Below are 16,949 nucleotides of genomic sequence, written 5' to 3'. Positions count from 1 at the left end.
ATGCCGATGAAGTCGATACCCAGCGGCTCCAGCGCCGTCAGCGCCGCACCGATCTCCGAGCCCAGCAGCATCGTGCCCGTCGTCTCGACGGTGACGTGCACCACCAACGGCAGGTCGAGCCCGGCGTCCGCCATCGCCGCCCGGCAGCCCAGCACCGCGGCCTTCGTCTGCAGCAGGTCCTGGCTGGTCTCCACCAGCAGCGCGTCCGCGCCGCCCGCGATCAGGCCCGCCGCGTTGCGGTGGAAGCCGTCCCGCAGCAGGGCGTACGGGGCGTGGCCCAGGGTCGGCAGCTTGGTGCCCGGGCCGATCGAGCCGAGCACCCACCGCACCCTGCCGTCGCGGGCGGTGAAGGCGTCCGCGGTCTCCCGGGCGATCCGCGCACCGGCCTCGGAGAGCTCGAAGATCCGCTCCGGGATGTCGTACTCGCCCAGCGCGGCGTGGTTGGCGCCGAAGGTGTTCGTCTCCACGCAGTCCACGCCGACCGCGAAGTACGCCTCGTGCACCGACCGCACGATGTCGGGCCGGGTCACGTTGAGGACCTCGTTGCAGCCCTCCAACTGCTGGAAGTCCTCCAGCGACGGATCCTGCGCCTGCAGCATCGTGCCCATCGCACCGTCCGCCACCACCACGCGTGAGGCGAGCGCCGCGCGCAGGGCGTCCGCACGGTCCTGCCGCGCCCCGAGGGCCATCACGCCACCCCCGCCAGCCGCGGGGTGATCTCGCGGGCGGCGGCGCTGCCGTGCGCGTCGTCGATCCGCAGCAGCAGGTCGACGGCGTCCGGGCGGTACTCCTGCGGGCCGTCCGACTCCAGGACCACCGTGGCCAGGGCGCAGCCGAGTTGGGCCGCGCGCTGGAGCGGCCAGCCCCAGGAGGTGCCGGCCAGGAAGCCGGCCCGGAAGGCGTCGCCGACGCCGGTGGGGTCGACGGGTGCGGCGGCGGGCACGGCGGGGACGGTCAGCGGCTGCTCGCCGCACCGGCGGATGACCACGCCGTCGCCGCCGCGGGTGGTGATCCAGGTGCCGACCCGGCCGAGGATCCGGCGCTCGGTCCAGCCGGTGCGGTCGCGGAGGAGTGCGGCCTCGTACTCGTTGGTGAACAGGTAGCGGGCGCCGTCGACGAGCCGCCGCACCTGGTCCCGGTCCAGCCGGGCGAGCTGCTGCGAGGGGTCGGCTGCGAACGGGGTGCCGGAGCGGCGGCAGTCCAGGGTGTGGCGGACCATCGCCTCCGGGTCGTCGGGGGCCACGACGACCAGGTCCAGGCCGCCCGCCTCGCGCCGGACGGTGCCGAGGTCGATCTCGCGCGCCTCGGCCATGGCGCCGGCGTAGAAGGTGGCGATCTGGTTCTGGTCGGCGTCGGTGGTGCAGACGAACCGGGCGGTGTGCCGGGTGTCGCTGACCCGGACGCCCGCGGTGTCGACGCCGGCCTCCTCCAGCCGGGCCCGGTACTCGGTGAAGTCCCGGCCGACCGCGCCGACCAGCAGCGGGCGCAGGCCGAGCCGGCCGAGGCCGAAGGCGATGTTCGCCGCGACGCCGCCGTGCCGGACCACCAGGTCGTCGGCGAGGAAGGACAGCGACACCTTGTCCAGGCGGTCGGCGATCAGCTGGTCGGCGAAGCGACCGGGGAAGACCATCAGATGGTCGGTGGCGATCGAGCCGGTGACAGCGATACGCACCGGGTGCCTCCTTGGGCCTCGGGGTTCGGCGGGTTCGGACGGGGGCGCCGGGCCCGGGGGCCGGCGGTACGGGGGCGTGGGGGTCAGCCGGCGTGCGCGGCGGCGGCGAGCTTCTGCGCGCGGTCGGCCTGCTCCCAGGTGAAGTCGGGCAGCTCGCGGCCGAAGTGGCCGTAGGCGGCGGTCTGGGCGTAGATCGGTCGGAGCAGGTCCAGGTCGCGGATGATCGCGGCCGGGCGCAGGTCGAAGACCTCGGTGACGGCCTGCTGGATGGCGAGGACCGGGACGGTCTCGGTGCCGAAGGTCTCGACGAAGAGGCCCACCGGCTCGGCCTTGCCGATCGCGTAGGCGACCTGGACCTCGGCGCGGCGGGCCAGGCCCGCGGCGACGATGTTCTTGGCGACCCAGCGCATCGCGTACGCGGCGGAGCGGTCGACCTTGGACGGGTCCTTGCCGGAGAACGCGCCGCCGCCGTGGCGGGCGTAGCCGCCGTACGTGTCGACGATGATCTTGCGGCCGGTCAGGCCGGCGTCGCCCATCGGGCCGCCGATCTCGAAGCGGCCGGTCGGGTTCACCAGGAGGCGGTAGCCCTCGGTGACGAGCTTGATGCCCTCGTCGGCCAGCGCCTTCAGCTCCGGCTCCACGACGAACTCGCGGATGTCCGGGGTGAGCAGCGACTCCAGGTCGATGTCGCTCGCGTGCTGCGAGGAGACGACCACGGTGTCGAGGCGGACGGCCTTGTCGCCGTCGTACTCGATGGTGACCTGGGTCTTGCCGTCGGGGCGCAGGTACGGGATGGTCCCGTTCTTGCGGACCTCGGACAGCCGGCGCGAGAGGCGGTGCGCGAGGGTGATCGGCAGCGGCATCAGCTCGGGCGTGTCGTCGCAGGCGTAGCCGAACATCAGGCCCTGGTCGCCGGCGCCCTGGCGGTCGAGCTCGTCGTCCTCGCCCTCGACGCGGTGCTCGTGGGCGGTGTCGACGCCCTGCGCGATGTCCGGGGACTGCGCGCCGATGGACACCGACACGCCGCAGGAGGCGCCGTCGAAGCCCTTCTTGGAGCTGTCGTAGCCGATCTCGAGGATCTTCTCCCGGACGAGCTGCGCGATCGGCGCGTACGCCTTCGTGGTGACCTCGCCGGCGATGTGCACCAGGCCGGTGGTGATCAGCGTCTCCACGGCGACGCGCGAGGTCGGGTCCTCCTTGAGGAGGGCGTCCAGGATGGTGTCGCTGATCTGGTCAGCGATCTTGTCGGGGTGACCCTCGGTGACGGACTCCGACGTGAACAGGCGGCGAGACACAGCGCTCCCTGGGGTTGCAGCGGCTGCTGACTGAACGACCCGGGGGATCCCGGGCCATCCGGAAAGACTTGATGCCTGGAGTGTAACGGCCGACCCCCGCCATCCGGCACTCCCCCGGTATGGCAGTCGTGTGACGAACCTCAGCTCAGCCGGGTCGCGACCGCGTCCCAGACGGCGTCGGCGAGCGACTCCTTGGGGCCGTGCGGCACCTCGGTCTCGCCGCCGTCGGCGGCCAGGATGGTCGCCGCGTTGGTGTCGCGGCCGAACGCCTTGCCGTCGCCCACCTCGTTGACCACCAGCAGGTCACAGCCCTTGCGGGCCAGCTTGGCGCGGCCGTTGGCGAGCACGTCGTCGGTCTCCGCGGCGAATCCGACGACCAGCTGGCCGACGAAGGCCCGCTCGGCGGAGAGCTCGGCGAGGATGTCGGGATTGCGGACCAGGACGACCGGGGCCGGATCCACCCCGTCGACCTTCTTGATCTTGCCGGTGGCGTACTCGGCGGGCCGGAAGTCGGCGACGGCGGCCGCCATCACGACCGCGTCCGCGTCGGCGACCGCCTTGCGCGCGGCCTCCCGAAGCTCCAGCGCGGTGGAGACCCGCACCACGTCGACCCCGGCCGGGTCGGGCAGCTCGACGTTGGCCGCCAGCAGCGTGACCCGGGCGCCGCGGGCCGCGGCGGTGGCGGCCAGCGCCCAGCCCTGCTTGCCGGAGGAGCGGTTGCCCAGGAAGCGCACCGGGTCGAGCGGCTCGCGGGTGCCGCCGGCCGAGACGACCACGTGCCGGCCGGCGAGGTCCTGCCCGCCGGCGCCGCGGGCCAGCACCCGGCGGCAGGCCTCGAAGATCTCCGCCGGGTCGGGCAGCCGCCCCTTGCCGGTGTCCGTGCCGGTGAGCCGGCCGGTGGCGGGCTCCAGCACGACCGCGCCGCGGCGGCGCAGCGTGGCGACGTTCTCCCGGGTGGCCGGGTGCTCCCACATCTCGGTGTGCATGGCGGGCGCGAAGACCACCGGGCAGCGGGCGGTGAGCAGGGTGTTGGTGAGCAGGTCGTCGGCGAGGCCGTGGGCCGCCTTGGCCATCAGGTCGGCGGTGGCCGGGGCGACCACCACCAGGTCGGCCTGCTGCCCGATCCGCACGTGCGGCACCTCGTGCACGCTGGCCCAGGTCTCGGTGGCGGCCGGCCGGTGCGAGAGCGCGGCCCAGGTGGCCTCGCCGACGAAGTGCAGCGCCGCCTCGGTGGGCACCACGGTGACCTCGTGCCCGGACTCGGTCAGCCGTCGCAGCAGCTCACAGGCCTTGTACGCGGCGATGCCGCCGCTGACGCCGAGGACCACGCGCGGTGCGTTCATCGTGCTTCCGTCTCTCCTGGGTGGGTTCGCCCTCACCCTACGGCGCATCAGACGGGCGGTGCACCATGACCCGGAGCACAGCGCCCGGGGATGCCGAAGGGCCCGCCGGAACGTGTCCGGCGGGCCCTTCGGTCCGGCCTCGGTGCGACCGGGTGGCTCAGACGGCCTCGACCGCCTCGGCGGTGAGCATGCCAGCGTTGATCTCGCGCAGCGCGATCGACAGCGGCTTCTCGTGCACGTGGGTGTCGACCAGGGGGCCGACGTACTCCAGCAGGCCCTCACCGAGCTGCGAGTAGTACGCGTTGATCTGGCGGGCGCGCTTGGCCGCGTAGATCACCAGGCTGTACTTGGAGTCGGTGGCCTCGAGGAGCTCGTCGATCGGCGGGTTGATGATGCCCTCGGGCGCGGTCATCGAAGAGGACACGCGGAAACCTTCCGAAAGTGGATTTTCTGACGATCGGCTCGGGAGCCGACAGGTCAGGCTACACCGAGCAAGGCTAGCAGTTCGGCCGCTACCTGCTCGACGGAGGTGTTGACAAGGGTCGTGTCGAACTCCGTCTCCGCGGCGAGCTCGACCTTGGCGGCGTCGAGCCGCTGGTCGATCACGTGCTGCGGCTCGGTGCCCCGACCGGTGAGCCGGCGGACCAGCTCGTCCCAGCTCGGCGGAGCCAGGAAGACCAGCTGGGCCTCCGGCATCGACTCGCGCACCTGGCGGGCGCCCTGCAGGTCGATCTCCAGCAGGACCGGCTCGCCGCGGTCGAGCCGCTCCTGGACGGCGGTGCGGGGGGTGCCGTAGCGGTTGCCGGCGAAGACGGCCCACTCCAGCAGCTCGCCGTTGGCGACCAGCTTGTCGAACTGGTCGTTGTCGACGAAGTGGTACTGGACCCCGTCCTTCTCGCCCGGCCTCGGGTGTCGGGTGGTGGCCGACACCGAGAGCCAGACCTCGGGGTGCATCTTCCTCATATGAGCGACGACCGTGCTCTTGCCGACCCCCGAGGGGCCGGAGAGCACGGTCAGCCGCGGACGCTCACTCATGCACCGATTATCCCGGATCGCGGACGTTCCGGGGACCAGGACCCCGGGTCAGGAGGCGGCGGAGCCGAACTCCCGCTCCAGCGAGGCGATCTGGTTCGTACCGAGGCCGCGGACGCGACGGCTCTCGGAGATGCCGAGGCGCTCCATGATCTGCTTGGCCCGCACCTTGCCGACGCCGGGGAGGCTCTCCAGCAGTGCAGAAACCTTCATCTTGCCGATGACCTCGTCGTCGGCCTTGCCGGCCTTGATCACGTCGTGCAGCGAGGCACCGGAGTGCTTGAGCTTGTTCTTCACGTCGGCGCGCTTCCGCCGAGCCTCGGCGGCCTTGGCGAGCGCAGCGGCGCGCTGTTCGGGGGTAAGGGGCGGAAGAGCCACGCCGTTCACCTCAGGTGTGGATGGAAGGGATGAGCTATGACTGGTAGTGCCCGGCCCGCCGGAGAGCATGCCCTGACCTGCAGAAGCAACGGAAACCGCTGCCCTCCGGTGACCTACCGCCGGACACTACCCAACTTAGGCCGCCACGTCAGGAAAAGAACACGAAAAGTCCTGGTCAGCCGGGGCAGACACAGGACTTTTCCGGGCAAATCAGGCGCCCTCGGCACCGGACGATCAACCCTTTGTGATGCTGCTCACATCGTCGATGAACCGCTGGGCGGCCTCCCGGAGCGCCGGCACCGAGGGGCCGTGCTTCAGCACGTCGCGGCTGACGCTGGGCACCACGTTGCGCACGGAGTCCCCGAAGACCCGCGGCAGGTCGGCGGCGGTGGCGCCCTGCGCGCCCACGCCGGGGGCCAGCAGCGGGCCGTTGACGGCGAGGTCCACCCCGGCCTCGGTGAGGGTCGCGCCCACCACCGCACCGAAGGATCCGAGCGGCTGTGCGCCCGCGTTCTCGGCCGCGAGCCGGCGCAGCACGCCCTGCGCCACGCTCTCCCCGTCGGCCGCCACGGCGCGCTGCACCTCGGCGCCCTCCGGGTTGGAGGTGAGCGCCAGCGCGAACAGGCCGCAGCCGCTCGCCCGGGCCAGGTCGACGGCCGGCTGCAGCGAGCCGAAGCCGAGGTACGGGCTGACCGTGAGGGCGTCCGAGAACAGCGGGCTGTCCGGCGCCAGGAAGGTCTCGGCGTAGGCGGCCATGGTCGAGCCGATGTCGCCGCGCTTGGCGTCCATCACGACGAGCGCGCCGGCGGCCCGCGCCTCGGCCGTGCAGGCCTCCAGCACGGCGATGCCGCGCGAGCCGAACCGCTCGAAGAACGCGGACTGCGGCTTCAGCACCGCGACCCGGTCGGCGAGCGCCTCGACGACCGTGCGGGAGAAGGTCTCCAGGCCGGCGACGTCGTCGCCGAGGCCCCAGGCGGACAGCAGCGAGGCGTGCGGGTCGATGCCCACGCAGAGCTGCCCGCGGGTGTCCAGGGCCTGCCGCAGGCGGGCGCCGAAGGGAGCGAGGGTGGTCATGGAACGGGTCCTCTCCTCAGAAGGTGGGCGCGGCGTCAGGAGGCCTTGGCGGTGCCGACCGCGTCGGCGATCGACGCGTGGCCGGAGGCCCGGAGCCGGGCCGACAGGCCGCGGTGCACCCGGCGCATCCAGAACGGGCCCTCGTAGATGAAGGCGCTGTAGCCCTGCACCAGGTCGGCGCCGTGCAGGATGCGCTGCCAGGCGTCCTCGGCGGTCTCGATGCCGCCCACCGAGACGATCGCCAGCCGGCCCTCGGTACGGGCGCGCAGCCGCTGCAGCACCTCCAGCGAGCGGGCCTTGAGCGGGGCGCCGGACAGGCCGCCCATGCCGATCTCCTCGACCCGGGAGGCCGACGTGCGCAGCCCCTCGCGGCCGATGGTGGTGTTGGTGGCGATGATGCCGTCCAGGCCCAGCGTGAGGGCCATGTCGGCGATCTCGTCGATGTCCTCGTCGGCCAGGTCCGGGGCGATCTTCACCAGCAGCGGCACGTGGTGCGCGGTGACCTCGTCGGCGGCCTTGCGGACGTCCCACAGCAGCGGGCCGAGGATCTGCACGGCCTGGAGGTTGCGCAGCCCCGGCGTGTTCGGGGAGCTGACGTTGACCACCAGGTAGTCGGCGTGCGGGGCGAGCCGGCGGGTGGACTTCAGGTAGTCCTCGGTGGCGTCGGCCTCCTCGACCACCTTGGTCTTGCCGATGTTGACGCCGACGACGGGCGTGGAGGTGGTGCGGGCACGGCCGGCGAGACGGGCGGCGACCCGGGCCGAGCCCTGGTTGTTGAAGCCCATCCGGTTGATCAGCGCGCGGTCCTCGACCAGGCGGAACAGCCGCGGCGCCGGGTTGCCCGGCTGCGGCTCGCCGGTGACGGTGCCGATCTCGACGAAGTCGAAGCCCAGCATGGCGAGGCCGTCGATGCCGATGCCGTTCTTGTCGAAGCCCGCGCCGAGGCCGAACGGGCCGGGCAGGTCGAGGCCGAGCGCGGTGGTGCGCAGCGCCGGGTCGCGCGGGGCGAGCACCAGCTGCACGAGCTGCCGCAGGCCGGGGACGGAGGCGGCCAGACGGATCCAGAAAAAGGCGAGGTGGTGGGCCTTCTCCGGGTCCATCTTCTTGAAGACCAGGTCGAACAGGAGCTTGTACACGGCGGGGTGCGCCCTTCCCTGAGCATGGTCGTGGGGGGCACCCGTCGTACGGTGCCCCCCACGGGATCGGTCTACTTGCGGCCGGAGTTGATCAGCGCCGCGTGCTCCTGCAGCGACATCACGCCGACCTCGCCGCGCAGCAGGGCGTCGATGCCCTGCACGGCCGCGCCCATCGCCTGGACGGTGGTCAGGCACGGCACCCCGCGCGAGACGGCCGCGGTGCGGATCTCGTAGCCGTCGAGGCGGCCGCCGGTGCCGTACGGGGTGTTGATGATCAGGTCGACCGCACCCTCGTGGATCAGCTGGACGATCGTCCGCTCGCCGTTCGGGCCCTCGCCCTCGCTGTGCTTGCGCACCACGGTGGCGGGGATGCCGCCGCGCTGCAGCACCTCGGCGGTGCCGGTGGTGGCGAGCAGCTCGAAGCCGAGCTCGACCAGCGCGCGGGCCGGGAAGACCAGGTTGCGCTTGTCGCGGTTGGCGACCGAGACGAACACCTTGCCCTTGGTCGGCAGGGCGCCGTACGCGCCGGACTGCGACTTGGCGTAGGCGGTGCCGAAGACCCGGTCGATGCCCATGACCTCGCCGGTGGAGCGCATCTCCGGGCCGAGCACGGTGTCGACGCCGCGGCCGTGCACGTCGCGGAAGCGCGACCACGGCATCACGGCCTCCTTGACCGAGATCGGCGCGTCGGCGGGCAGCGTGCCGCCGTCGCCCTCGGCCGGGAGCAGGCCCTCCTGGCGGAGCTCGGCGATGGTGGCGCCGAGCGAGATCCGGGCGGCGGCCTTGGCCAGCGGCACGGCGGTGGCCTTGGAGGTGAACGGCACGGTGCGGGAGGCGCGCGGGTTGGCCTCCAGCACGTAGAGGATGTCGCCGGCCATCGCGAACTGGATGTTGATCAGGCCGCGGACGCCGACGCCCTTGGCGATCGCCTCGGTGGAGGTGCGCAGCCGCTTGATGTCCCAGCCGCCGAGGGTGATCGGGGGCAGGGCGCAGGCGGAGTCGCCGGAGTGGATGCCGGCCTCCTCGATGTGCTCCATGACGCCGCCGAGGTAGAGCTCGGTGCCGTCGTAGAGCGCGTCGACGTCGATCTCCACCGCGTCGTCGAGGAAGCGGTCGATGAGCACCGGGTGCTCGGAGATCAGGCCGGCGTGGCGCTCCAGGTAGGAGGCGAGCGAGGCCTCGTCGTAGACGATCTCCATGCCGCGGCCGCCGAGCACGTAGGACGGGCGGGCGAGCACCGGGTAGCCGATCTCGTCGGCGATCGCCTTGGCCTCGTCGAAGGAGAAGGCGGTGCCGTGCTTGGGGGCCGGCAGGCCGGCGTCGCGCAGGACGCGGCCGAAGGCGCCGCGCTCCTCGGCGAGGTCGATCGCCTCGGGCTGGGTGCCGACGATCGGCACGCCGTTGTCCTTGAGCGCCTGGGCCAGGCCCAGCGGGGTCTGGCCGCCGAGCTGGACGATCACACCGGCGAGCGGACCGGCCTGCTGCTCGGCGTGGACGATCTCCAGCACGTCCTCCAGGGTGAGCGGCTCGAAGTAGAGCCGGTCGGAGGTGTCGTAGTCGGTGGAGACGGTCTCCGGGTTGCAGTTGACCATGACGGTCTCGTACCCGGCCTCGGCGAGAGCGAAGGAGGCGTGCACGCAGGAGTAGTCGAACTCGATGCCCTGACCGATGCGGTTGGGGCCGGAGCCGAGGATGATCACGGCGGGCTTGGTGCGCGGGGCGACCTCGCTCTCCTCGTCGTAGGACGAGTAGAAGTACGGGGTCTTGGCCGCGAACTCGGCGGCGCAGGTGTCCACGGTCTTGAAGACCGGGCGGATGCCGAGCGCGTGCCGCACCTCGCGGACGACGTCCGCCTTGAGGCCGCGGATCTCGCCGATCTGCAGGTCGGAGAAGCCGTGCCGCTTGGCGTGGCGGAGCAGTTCGGGGGTGAGCTTCTCGGCCTCGGCGAGCTCGCCGGCGATCTCGTCGAGGAGGAAGAGCTGGTCGACGAACCACGGGTCGATCTTCGTGGCGTCGAAGACCTCCTGGGGGGTGGCGCCGGCCCGGACGGCCTGCATGACGGTGTTGATCCGGCCGTCGGTGGGGACGACCGCCTTCTCCAGCAGCGCGGCCTTGTCGCCGGTCTCGCCGACCCAGCTGAACTGGGAGCCCTTCTTCTCCAGCGAGCGCAGCGCCTTCTGCAGCGCCTCGGTGAAGTTGCGGCCCATCGCCATGGCCTCGCCGACCGACTTCATGGTCGTGGTGAGGCTGGCGTCGGCCGAGGGGAACTTCTCGAACGCGAACCGCGGCACCTTGACGACGACGTAGTCGAGGGTCGGCTCGAAGGAGGCCGGGGTCTGCTCGGTGATGTCGTTCGGGATCTCGTCCAGCGTGTAGCCGACGGCCAGCTTGGCGGCGATCTTGGCGATCGGGAAGCCGGTGGCCTTGGAGGCGAGCGCGGAGGAGCGGGAGACGCGCGGGTTCATCTCGATGACGATGACCCGGCCGTCCTCGGGGTTGACCGCGAACTGGATGTTGCAGCCGCCGGTGTCGACGCCGACCTCGCGGATCACGGCGATGCCGATGTCGCGCAGGATCTGGTACTCGCGGTCGGTGAGGGTCATCGCCGGGGCGACGGTGATGGAGTCGCCGGTGTGCACGCCCATCGGGTCGAAGTTCTCGATGGAGCAGACGACCACGACGTTGTCGTGCTTGTCGCGCATCAGCTCCAGCTCGTACTCCTTCCAGCCGAGGATGGACTCCTCCAGGAGCACCTCGGTGGTCGGCGAGAGGGTCAGGCCCTGGCCGGCGATGCGGCGCAGGTCCTCCTCGTTGTGGGCGAAGCCGGAGCCGGCACCGCCCATGGTGAACGAGGGGCGGACGACGACCGGGTAGCCGCCGAGGGTCTCGACGCCCTGCAGGACGTCCTCCATCGAGTGGCAGATCACCGAGCGGGCGGACTCGCCGTGGCCGATCTTGGCGTTGACCGCCTCGACCACGCCCTTGAACAGGTCGCGGTCCTCGCCCTTGTTGATCGCCTCGACGTCGGCGCCGATCAGCTCGACGTTGTACTTCTCCAGCGTGCCGGCGTGGTGCAGCGAGATCGCGGTGTTCAGCGCGGTCTGGCCGCCGAGGGTCGGCAGCAGGGCGTCCGGGCGCTCCTTGGCGATGATCTTCTCGACGAACTCCGGGGTGATCGGCTCGACGTAGGTGGCGTCGGCGATCTCCGGGTCGGTCATGATCGTGGCCGGGTTGGAGTTGACCAGGATCACCCGCAGGCCCTCGGACTTGAGGACGCGGCAGGCCTGGGTGCCCGAGTAGTCGAACTCCGCCGCCTGGCCGATGACGATCGGGCCGGACCCGATCACCAGGACGGACTTGATGTCAGTGCGCTTGGGCACGGTCAGCTCCCAGAGGTGGTGCGGGCCGGGGCGCCGGCCATCAGGTCAACGAAGCGGTCGAAGAGGTACGCGGCGTCGTGCGGGCCGGCCGCCGCCTCCGGGTGGTACTGCACCGAGAAGGCGGCCACGTCCAGCGCCTGCAGGCCCTCGACCACGTCGTCGTTGAGGCAGACGTGGGAGACCTCGACGCGGCCGAACGGGGTCTCGCTGACCTGGTCCAGCGGCGCGTTCACGGCGAAGCCGTGGTTGTGCGCGGTGACCTCGACCTTGCCGGTGGTGCGGTCCTGCACCGGCTGGTTGATGCCGCGGTGGCCGTACTTGAGCTTGTAGGTGCCGAAGCCCAGCGCGCGGCCGAGGATCTGGTTGCCGAAGCAGATGCCGAAGAACGGGGTCTTCCGCTCGAGCACGCCGCGGGCCACGGCGACCTGGTGGTCGGCGGTGGCCGGGTCGCCCGGGCCGTTGGAGAAGAACACGCCGTCGGGGTTGACCGCGTAGACGTCCTCGAGCGAGGCGTTGGCGGGCAGCACGTGCACCTCGATGCCGCGTTCGGCCATCCGCTGCGGGGTCATCGCCTTGATGCCGAGGTCGAGGGCGGCGACGGTGAACTTCTTCTCACCGATCGCGGGCACCACGTACGGCTCGGTGGTGGCCACCTCGGCGCACAGGTCGGCGCCCTTCATCTCGGGCGCCTGGAGCACCCGGGCGAGCAGGGACTGCTCGCCCGCGACGGCCCCGCCGGAGAAGATGCCGACGCGCATCGCGCCGCGCTCGCGCAGGTGGCGGGTGAGCGCCCGGGTGTCGATGCCGCTGATGCCGACGACGCCCTGGGCGGCGAGCTCCTCGTCCAGCGAGCGGCGCGAGCGCCAGTTGGAGGCGACCCGGGCGGGGTCGCGCACGACGTAGCCGGCGACCCAGATCTGCTTGGACTCGTCGTCCTCGTCGTTCCAGCCGGTGTTGCCGATCTGCGGGGCCGTCATGACGACCACCTGGCGGTGGTACGACGGGTCGGTCAGGGTCTCCTGGTAGCCGGACATGCCGGTGTTGAAGACCGCCTCGCCGAAGGTCTCGCCGACCGCTCCGTAGGCCTCGCCGCGGAACGTCCGGCCGTCCTCCAGGACGAGCACGGCGGGCACTCGCTCCCGCCTGGTGCGAGGCGTGGTGGGGGCAGGTGCGGTCATGGTGCGGCCTCTTCCGTCTTCTTCGTCTTCGTACGTGTCACGAGAGCCTCGACCGCCTCGACCCAGGCGGCGTGCTCATCGGGGTGGTCGGCGCGGAACCCGGAGTCGAGTGCCGTGCCCTGGTGGTCCCAGGTGACGACCAGCAGCCCGGAGGGGACGACCTTGCCGGCGATCCCCGAGTCGCGCCGGGCGCCGGTCAGCGCCGCGGCGGGGATCCACAGGTCGGTGTCGCCGGGGCGGCGGGCCAGCAGGCCCTGCTCGGTGAGGGTCAGTTCGACCAGGCTGCGGGTGCCCAGGTCGTGGGCCACGACCCGGTCCAGCCAGTTCCCGGCGGTGGTGGTGCCGTGGTAGCGCCCGCCGGCGGCCAGCACGGCCGTGCCGGGGTCGGCCGGTACGGCGGGCAGCGGCGGGAGGTCCGACTGCAGGGTGCGGCGCCAGTTCCAGCCCTGCCGCATCAGCCAGTAGGCCAGGCCGATCAGGATCAGCAGGCCGACCGTCCAGCCGATGTACGCCGGCCAGTCGGTGACGCGGGCCTGCTCAACGGCGAGCGGGCTCACGCGAGCCCGTCCCGGTCCGCCAGGTCTCCGGCCAGCACCGTGGCCCGGCCGCGCAGGAACGTCGCGTGGACGCGTCCGGGCAGGTCGAGGCCCCGGTAGGGGGTGTTGCGGCTGCGGGTGGCGAAGGTGTCGGGATCCACGGCACCACGGTACGCGGGATCGAAGAGCACCAGGTTCGCCGGCTCACCCACCGAGATCGGGCGACCCTGCCCGGTGAGACGGCCGATCCGGGCCGGCCGGTAGGACATCCGGTCGGCGACGTGCTCCCAGGTCAGCAGGCCGGTGTCGACCATGGTCTGCTGGACGACCGACAGTGCGGTCTCCAGGCCGACCATGCCCATCGCGGCGACCGCCCACTCGCAGTCCTTGTCCTCCGCGGGGTGCGGGGCGTGGTCGGTGGCGACGGCGTCGATGGTGCCGTCGGCCAGCGCGGCGCGCAGCGCCTCCACGTCGGCGGCGGTGCGCAGCGGCGGGTTGACCTTGTACACCGGGTCGTAGGTGCGCACCAGTTCGTCGGTGAGCAGCAGGTGGTGCGGGGTGACCTCGGCGGTGACGTTCCAGCCCTTGGCCTTGGCCCAGCGGACGATCTCGACCGAGCCGGCGGTGGAGACGTGGCAGATGTGCAGCCGGGAGCCGACGTGCGCGGCGAGCAGCACGTCGCGGGCGATGATCGCCTCCTCGGCGACCGCGGGCCAGCCGCCGAGGCCGAGCTCGCCGGAGACCTGGCCCTCGTTCATCTGGGCGCCCTCGGTGAGGCGGGGCTCCTGGGCGTGCTGGGCGACGACGCCGTCGAAGGCCTTCACGTACTCCAGGGCGCGGCGCATGATCACCGCGTCGTCGACGCACTTGCCGTCGTCGGAGAAGACCCGGACGCCCGCGGCGGAGTCGTGCATGGCGCCGAGCTCGGCGAGCTTCTTGCCCTCCAGGCCGACGGTGACGGCGCCGACCGGCTGCACGTCGCAGTAGCCGGACTCCTGGCCGAGGCGCCAGACCTGCTCGACCACGCCGGCGGTGTCGGCGACCGGGAAGGTGTTGGCCATCGCGTGCACCGCGGTGTAGCCGCCGCGGGCCGCGGCCTGGGTGCCGGTGAGGACGGTCTCGGCGTCCTCGCGGCCCGGCTCGCGCAGGTGGGTGTGCAGGTCGACCAGGCCGGGCAGGGCGATCAGGCCGTGCGCGTCGATGTCGACGTCCGCCTCGGCCGCGAGGTTGTCGCCGATCTCCCGGATGACCCCGTCGGCGATGTGGATGTCCTTGGGGGCGCCGCCGAGGATCTGGGCGTTGCGGATCAGGTAGCTGGTCACTGGGCGGCCTCGCTGGAGTCGGTGCGGGAGGGGTCGGCGGTGCCGTCGGCGAAGACGGCGCCGCCGAGCAGCAGGTAGAGGACGGCCATCCGGATGGAGACGCCGTTGGCGACCTGCTCGACCACGGTGCAGCGCGGCGAGTCGGCGACCTCGGCGGTGATCTCCATGCCGCGGACCATCGGCCCGGGGTGCATCACGATGGCGTGCTCGGGGAGCTGCGCCATCCGGAGGCCGTCCATGCCGTAGCGGCGGGAGTACTCACGCTCGGTGGGGAAGAAGGCGGCGTTCATCCGCTCGCGCTGGACCCGGAGCATCATCAGCGCATCGGTCTTCGGCAGCACCGCGTCGAGGTCGTACGACACCTGGCAGGGCCAGTTCTCGATGCCGATGGGCAGCAGGGTCGGCGGGGCCACGAAGGTGACCTCGGCGCCCAGGGTGGTGAGCAGGTGGACGTTGGAGCGGGCGACCCGGCTGTGCAGGATGTCGCCGACGATGGTCACCCGGCGGCCCGCGAGGTCCTTGCCGGCGCCCGGGTTGAGGTGGCGGCGCATGGTGAACGCGTCGAGCAGCGCCTGGGTGGGGTGCTCGTGGGTGCCGTCGCCGGCGTTGATGACGCTGCCGTGCAGCCAGTCGGACTGGGCCAGCCGGGCCGGGGCGCCGGAGGCGTGGTGCCGGATGACGACCGCGTCGGCGCCCATCGCCTGCAGGGTCAGCGCGGTGTCCTTGAGGCTCTCGCCCTTGGAGACCGAGGAGCCCTTGGCGGAGAAGTTGATGACGTCCGCGGAGAGGCGCTTCTCGGCCACCTCGAAGGAGGTCTTGGTCCGGGTGGAGTCCTCGAAGAAGAGGTTGACCACGGTGCGGCCGCGCAGGGTGGGGAGCTTCTTGACGGCGCGTCCGGAGAGCCGGGCGAGCTCCTCGGCGGTGTCCAGGATGAGCAGGGCGTCGTCGCGGCCCAGGTCGGCGGTGGAGACGAGGTGGCGCATCACGCGGGTCACTCCGGGAGGTGCTGGTCGGCGGCGAGTGCCTGGGACGAACGGGCCGTGTAGTCGCGGTCGCCGACCAGGACGGCGTCGCGGCCGTCGGTGTCGGCGAGCTGGACCTGGACGGCCTCGCGCAGCGAGGTGGGCAGGTTCTTGCCCACGTAGTCGGCGCGGATGGGCAGCTCCCGGTGGCCGCGGTCGACCAGGACGGCGAGCTGGACGGCGCGCGGGCGGCCGATGTCGCTGAGCGCGTCGAGCGCGGCGCGGATGGTGCGGCCGGAGAAGAGCACGTCGTCGACGAGGATGACCAGGCGGCCGTCGATGCCGTCGGCGGGGATCTCGGTGTGCTCCAGCGCGCGGGCCGGCTTCAGCCGCAGGTCGTCCCGGTACATGGTGATGTCCAGGGTGCCGAGCGGGATGTCGCGGCCGGTGATCTGGGTGAGCTTGGCGTGCAGCCGGCGGGCCAGGTGGACGCCGCGGGTGTGGATGCCGAGCAGGACGACGTCCTCCGCGCCCTTGGCGCGTTCCACGATCTCGTGGGCGATCCGGGTGACGACCCGGGCGACGTCGGTGGCGTCCAGCACCTGGTGCGGGGGACGCGGGCTCGATGGGGTGTCTGCGGTCATGCCGAAGCCGACCTCCTTCCCCGCCTCACGGGACGGGTCTTAAAGGATGTCTGGAAAGGGCGCCCGGCGCACCGGGAGCGCCCCCATGCTACCAGTGCGATCACCCGCGCCCGGGGAGGGCCGCGCTCCGTTTCGCGTCACCGCAGCTCAACCCGGGTACCCGGGTGGGGTTCACGGCCAGGCCGCGCACTATTCGCACGACTGCCCCATTCGGCTTGACGCGACTACCTCACTCTACGTAACCTCACAGTGAGTTACGGGACCGGCGCCGCACCCGCGGGTGCCGCCGCCAGGTCCGCGGTCATCACCCGCGCGCTCGTGGCTCGTCACTGCACGCGAAGCAATCTGTCCGGGGAGATCAATGTCCAGCGACTACGCGAAGCAGCTCGGGGCGAAGCTCCGGGCCATCCGCACTCAGCAGGGTCTCTCCCTGCACGGCGTCGAGGAGAAGTCCCAGGGTCGCTGGAAGGCCGTCGTCGTCGGTTCGTACGAGCGCGGCGACCGTGCGGTGACCGTGCAGCGCCTCGCCGAGCTGGCCGAGTTCTACGGCGTGCCGGTGCAGGAGCTGCTGCCCGGCGGCACTCCCGGCGGCGCGGCCGAGCCGCCGCCGCGCCTGGTCCTCGACCTGGAGAGACTGACCCAGGTCCCGTCCGAGAAGGCCGGACCGCTGCAGCGCTACGCGGCCACCATTCAGAGCCAGCGCGGCGACTACAACGGCAAGGTGCTCTCCATCCGCCAGGACGACCTGCGCACGCTGGCCGTCATCTACGACCAGTCGCCCTCGATCCTCACCGAGCAGCTGATCAGCTGGGGCGTGCTCAACCCGGACGCGCGCCGTGCGGTGCGCGAGGAGGAGGCCGGCTGACCCCGGTCGGCCACCGGATTCACCAGCAGAAACGTCGCGGGGGGGGGGGCGGCGGCGGGCGGGGCCGGCCCGCGGCGCGGGCGTCCGGGGGCACCGGCCGGGGCGGCGCGGCGCGGCCGGCCGCGCTCAGCC

16 protein-coding genes are annotated in these 16,949 nt (G+C 72.2%); 1 reads left to right on the top strand and 15 read right to left on the bottom strand.

What is annotated here, in order from left to right; genetic code table 11:
* The 15 genes from ACFV0G_RS03140 to pyrR all read right to left on the bottom strand — a co-directional run.
* Window positions 1-689: homocysteine S-methyltransferase family protein (locus ACFV0G_RS03140; RefSeq protein ID WP_380540677.1), on the bottom strand; the 689-nt coding region annotated here is incomplete at its 3' end.
* A complete protein-coding gene (locus ACFV0G_RS03135) occupies window positions 689-1,672 on the bottom strand; it encodes a carbohydrate kinase family protein (protein WP_380540674.1) in 984 nt (327 codons plus the stop codon). The genes ACFV0G_RS03135 and ACFV0G_RS03140, both read right to left, overlap by 1 nt.
* 83 nt (window positions 1,673-1,755) lie before the next feature.
* Window positions 1,756-2,967 carry a methionine adenosyltransferase gene (gene metK / locus ACFV0G_RS03130; RefSeq protein ID WP_380540671.1) on the bottom strand — a complete coding sequence of 404 codons (1,212 nt, stop codon included), beginning with the start codon at window positions 2,965-2,967 and terminating at the stop codon, window positions 1,756-1,758.
* Between the two features lie 140 nt (window positions 2,968-3,107).
* Entirely contained in the window at window positions 3,108-4,310 is a 1,203-nt protein-coding gene (gene coaBC / locus ACFV0G_RS03125) for a bifunctional phosphopantothenoylcysteine decarboxylase/phosphopantothenate--cysteine ligase CoaBC (RefSeq protein ID WP_380540666.1), read from the bottom strand.
* A gap of 157 nt (window positions 4,311-4,467) precedes the next feature.
* The gene (gene rpoZ / locus ACFV0G_RS03120; protein ID WP_100887382.1) at window positions 4,468-4,734 is read right to left on the bottom strand and encodes a DNA-directed RNA polymerase subunit omega; all 267 of its coding nucleotides are present in this window, start codon (window positions 4,732-4,734) and stop codon (window positions 4,468-4,470) included.
* Window positions 4,735-4,787: 53 nt separating this feature from the next.
* Complete coding sequence (gene gmk, locus ACFV0G_RS03115; protein ID WP_380540662.1) at window positions 4,788-5,345, bottom strand: guanylate kinase; 558 nt, start codon at window positions 5,343-5,345, stop codon at window positions 4,788-4,790.
* Window positions 5,346-5,393: 48 nt separating this feature from the next.
* Window positions 5,394-5,720, bottom strand: coding sequence for an integration host factor, actinobacterial type (gene mihF, locus ACFV0G_RS03110; protein WP_100887384.1), 327 nt, complete (start codon window positions 5,718-5,720; stop codon window positions 5,394-5,396).
* Between the two features lie 234 nt (window positions 5,721-5,954).
* Window positions 5,955-6,794 (bottom strand): orotidine-5'-phosphate decarboxylase, encoded by an 840-nt coding sequence (gene pyrF, locus ACFV0G_RS03105; protein ID WP_380540659.1) that lies wholly within the window; start codon window positions 6,792-6,794, stop codon window positions 5,955-5,957.
* A gap of 35 nt (window positions 6,795-6,829) precedes the next feature.
* Window positions 6,830-7,930, bottom strand: coding sequence for a quinone-dependent dihydroorotate dehydrogenase (locus ACFV0G_RS03100; RefSeq protein WP_380540656.1), 1,101 nt, complete (start codon window positions 7,928-7,930; stop codon window positions 6,830-6,832).
* Window positions 7,931-8,001: 71 nt separating this feature from the next.
* A complete protein-coding gene (gene carB, locus ACFV0G_RS03095) occupies window positions 8,002-11,310 on the bottom strand; it encodes a carbamoyl-phosphate synthase large subunit (protein ID WP_380540653.1) in 3,309 nt (1,102 codons plus the stop codon).
* Between the two features lie 2 nt (window positions 11,311-11,312).
* The gene (carA, locus tag ACFV0G_RS03090) at window positions 11,313-12,488 is read right to left on the bottom strand and encodes a glutamine-hydrolyzing carbamoyl-phosphate synthase small subunit (RefSeq protein ID WP_380540648.1); all 1,176 of its coding nucleotides are present in this window, start codon (window positions 12,486-12,488) and stop codon (window positions 11,313-11,315) included.
* On the bottom strand, window positions 12,485-13,045 hold the full coding sequence (locus ACFV0G_RS03085) for a hypothetical protein (RefSeq protein ID WP_380540645.1): 561 nt from the start codon (window positions 13,043-13,045) through the stop codon (window positions 12,485-12,487). The genes carA and ACFV0G_RS03085 overlap by 4 nt, the downstream gene beginning before the upstream one ends.
* Entirely contained in the window at window positions 13,042-14,286 is a 1,245-nt protein-coding gene (locus ACFV0G_RS03080; RefSeq protein ID WP_380540683.1) for a dihydroorotase, read from the bottom strand. The genes ACFV0G_RS03085 and ACFV0G_RS03080 overlap by 4 nt, the downstream gene beginning before the upstream one ends.
* Window positions 14,287-14,342: 56 nt before the next feature.
* Window positions 14,343-15,332, bottom strand: a complete 990-nt coding sequence (locus ACFV0G_RS03075) for an aspartate carbamoyltransferase catalytic subunit (RefSeq protein ID WP_380540642.1) — start codon at window positions 15,330-15,332, stop codon at window positions 14,343-14,345.
* A 5-nt stretch (window positions 15,333-15,337) separates the two neighbouring features.
* A complete protein-coding gene (gene pyrR / locus ACFV0G_RS03070) occupies window positions 15,338-15,952 on the bottom strand; it encodes a bifunctional pyr operon transcriptional regulator/uracil phosphoribosyltransferase PyrR (protein WP_380540639.1) in 615 nt (204 codons plus the stop codon).
* Between the two features lie 361 nt (window positions 15,953-16,313).
* Between pyrR and ACFV0G_RS03065 the strand changes: the two genes are divergently transcribed.
* Window positions 16,314-16,817 (top strand): transcriptional regulator, encoded by a 504-nt coding sequence (locus ACFV0G_RS03065; protein WP_354643559.1) that lies wholly within the window; start codon window positions 16,314-16,316, stop codon window positions 16,815-16,817.
* Window positions 16,818-16,949: the final 132 nt, after the last annotated feature.

Source organism: Kitasatospora sp. NPDC059571 (assembly GCF_042735675.1).
In the GTDB taxonomy this organism is placed as follows: domain Bacteria; phylum Actinomycetota; class Actinomycetes; order Streptomycetales; family Streptomycetaceae; genus Kitasatospora.
This window is presented reverse-complemented; position numbering and strand designations above follow the sequence as displayed.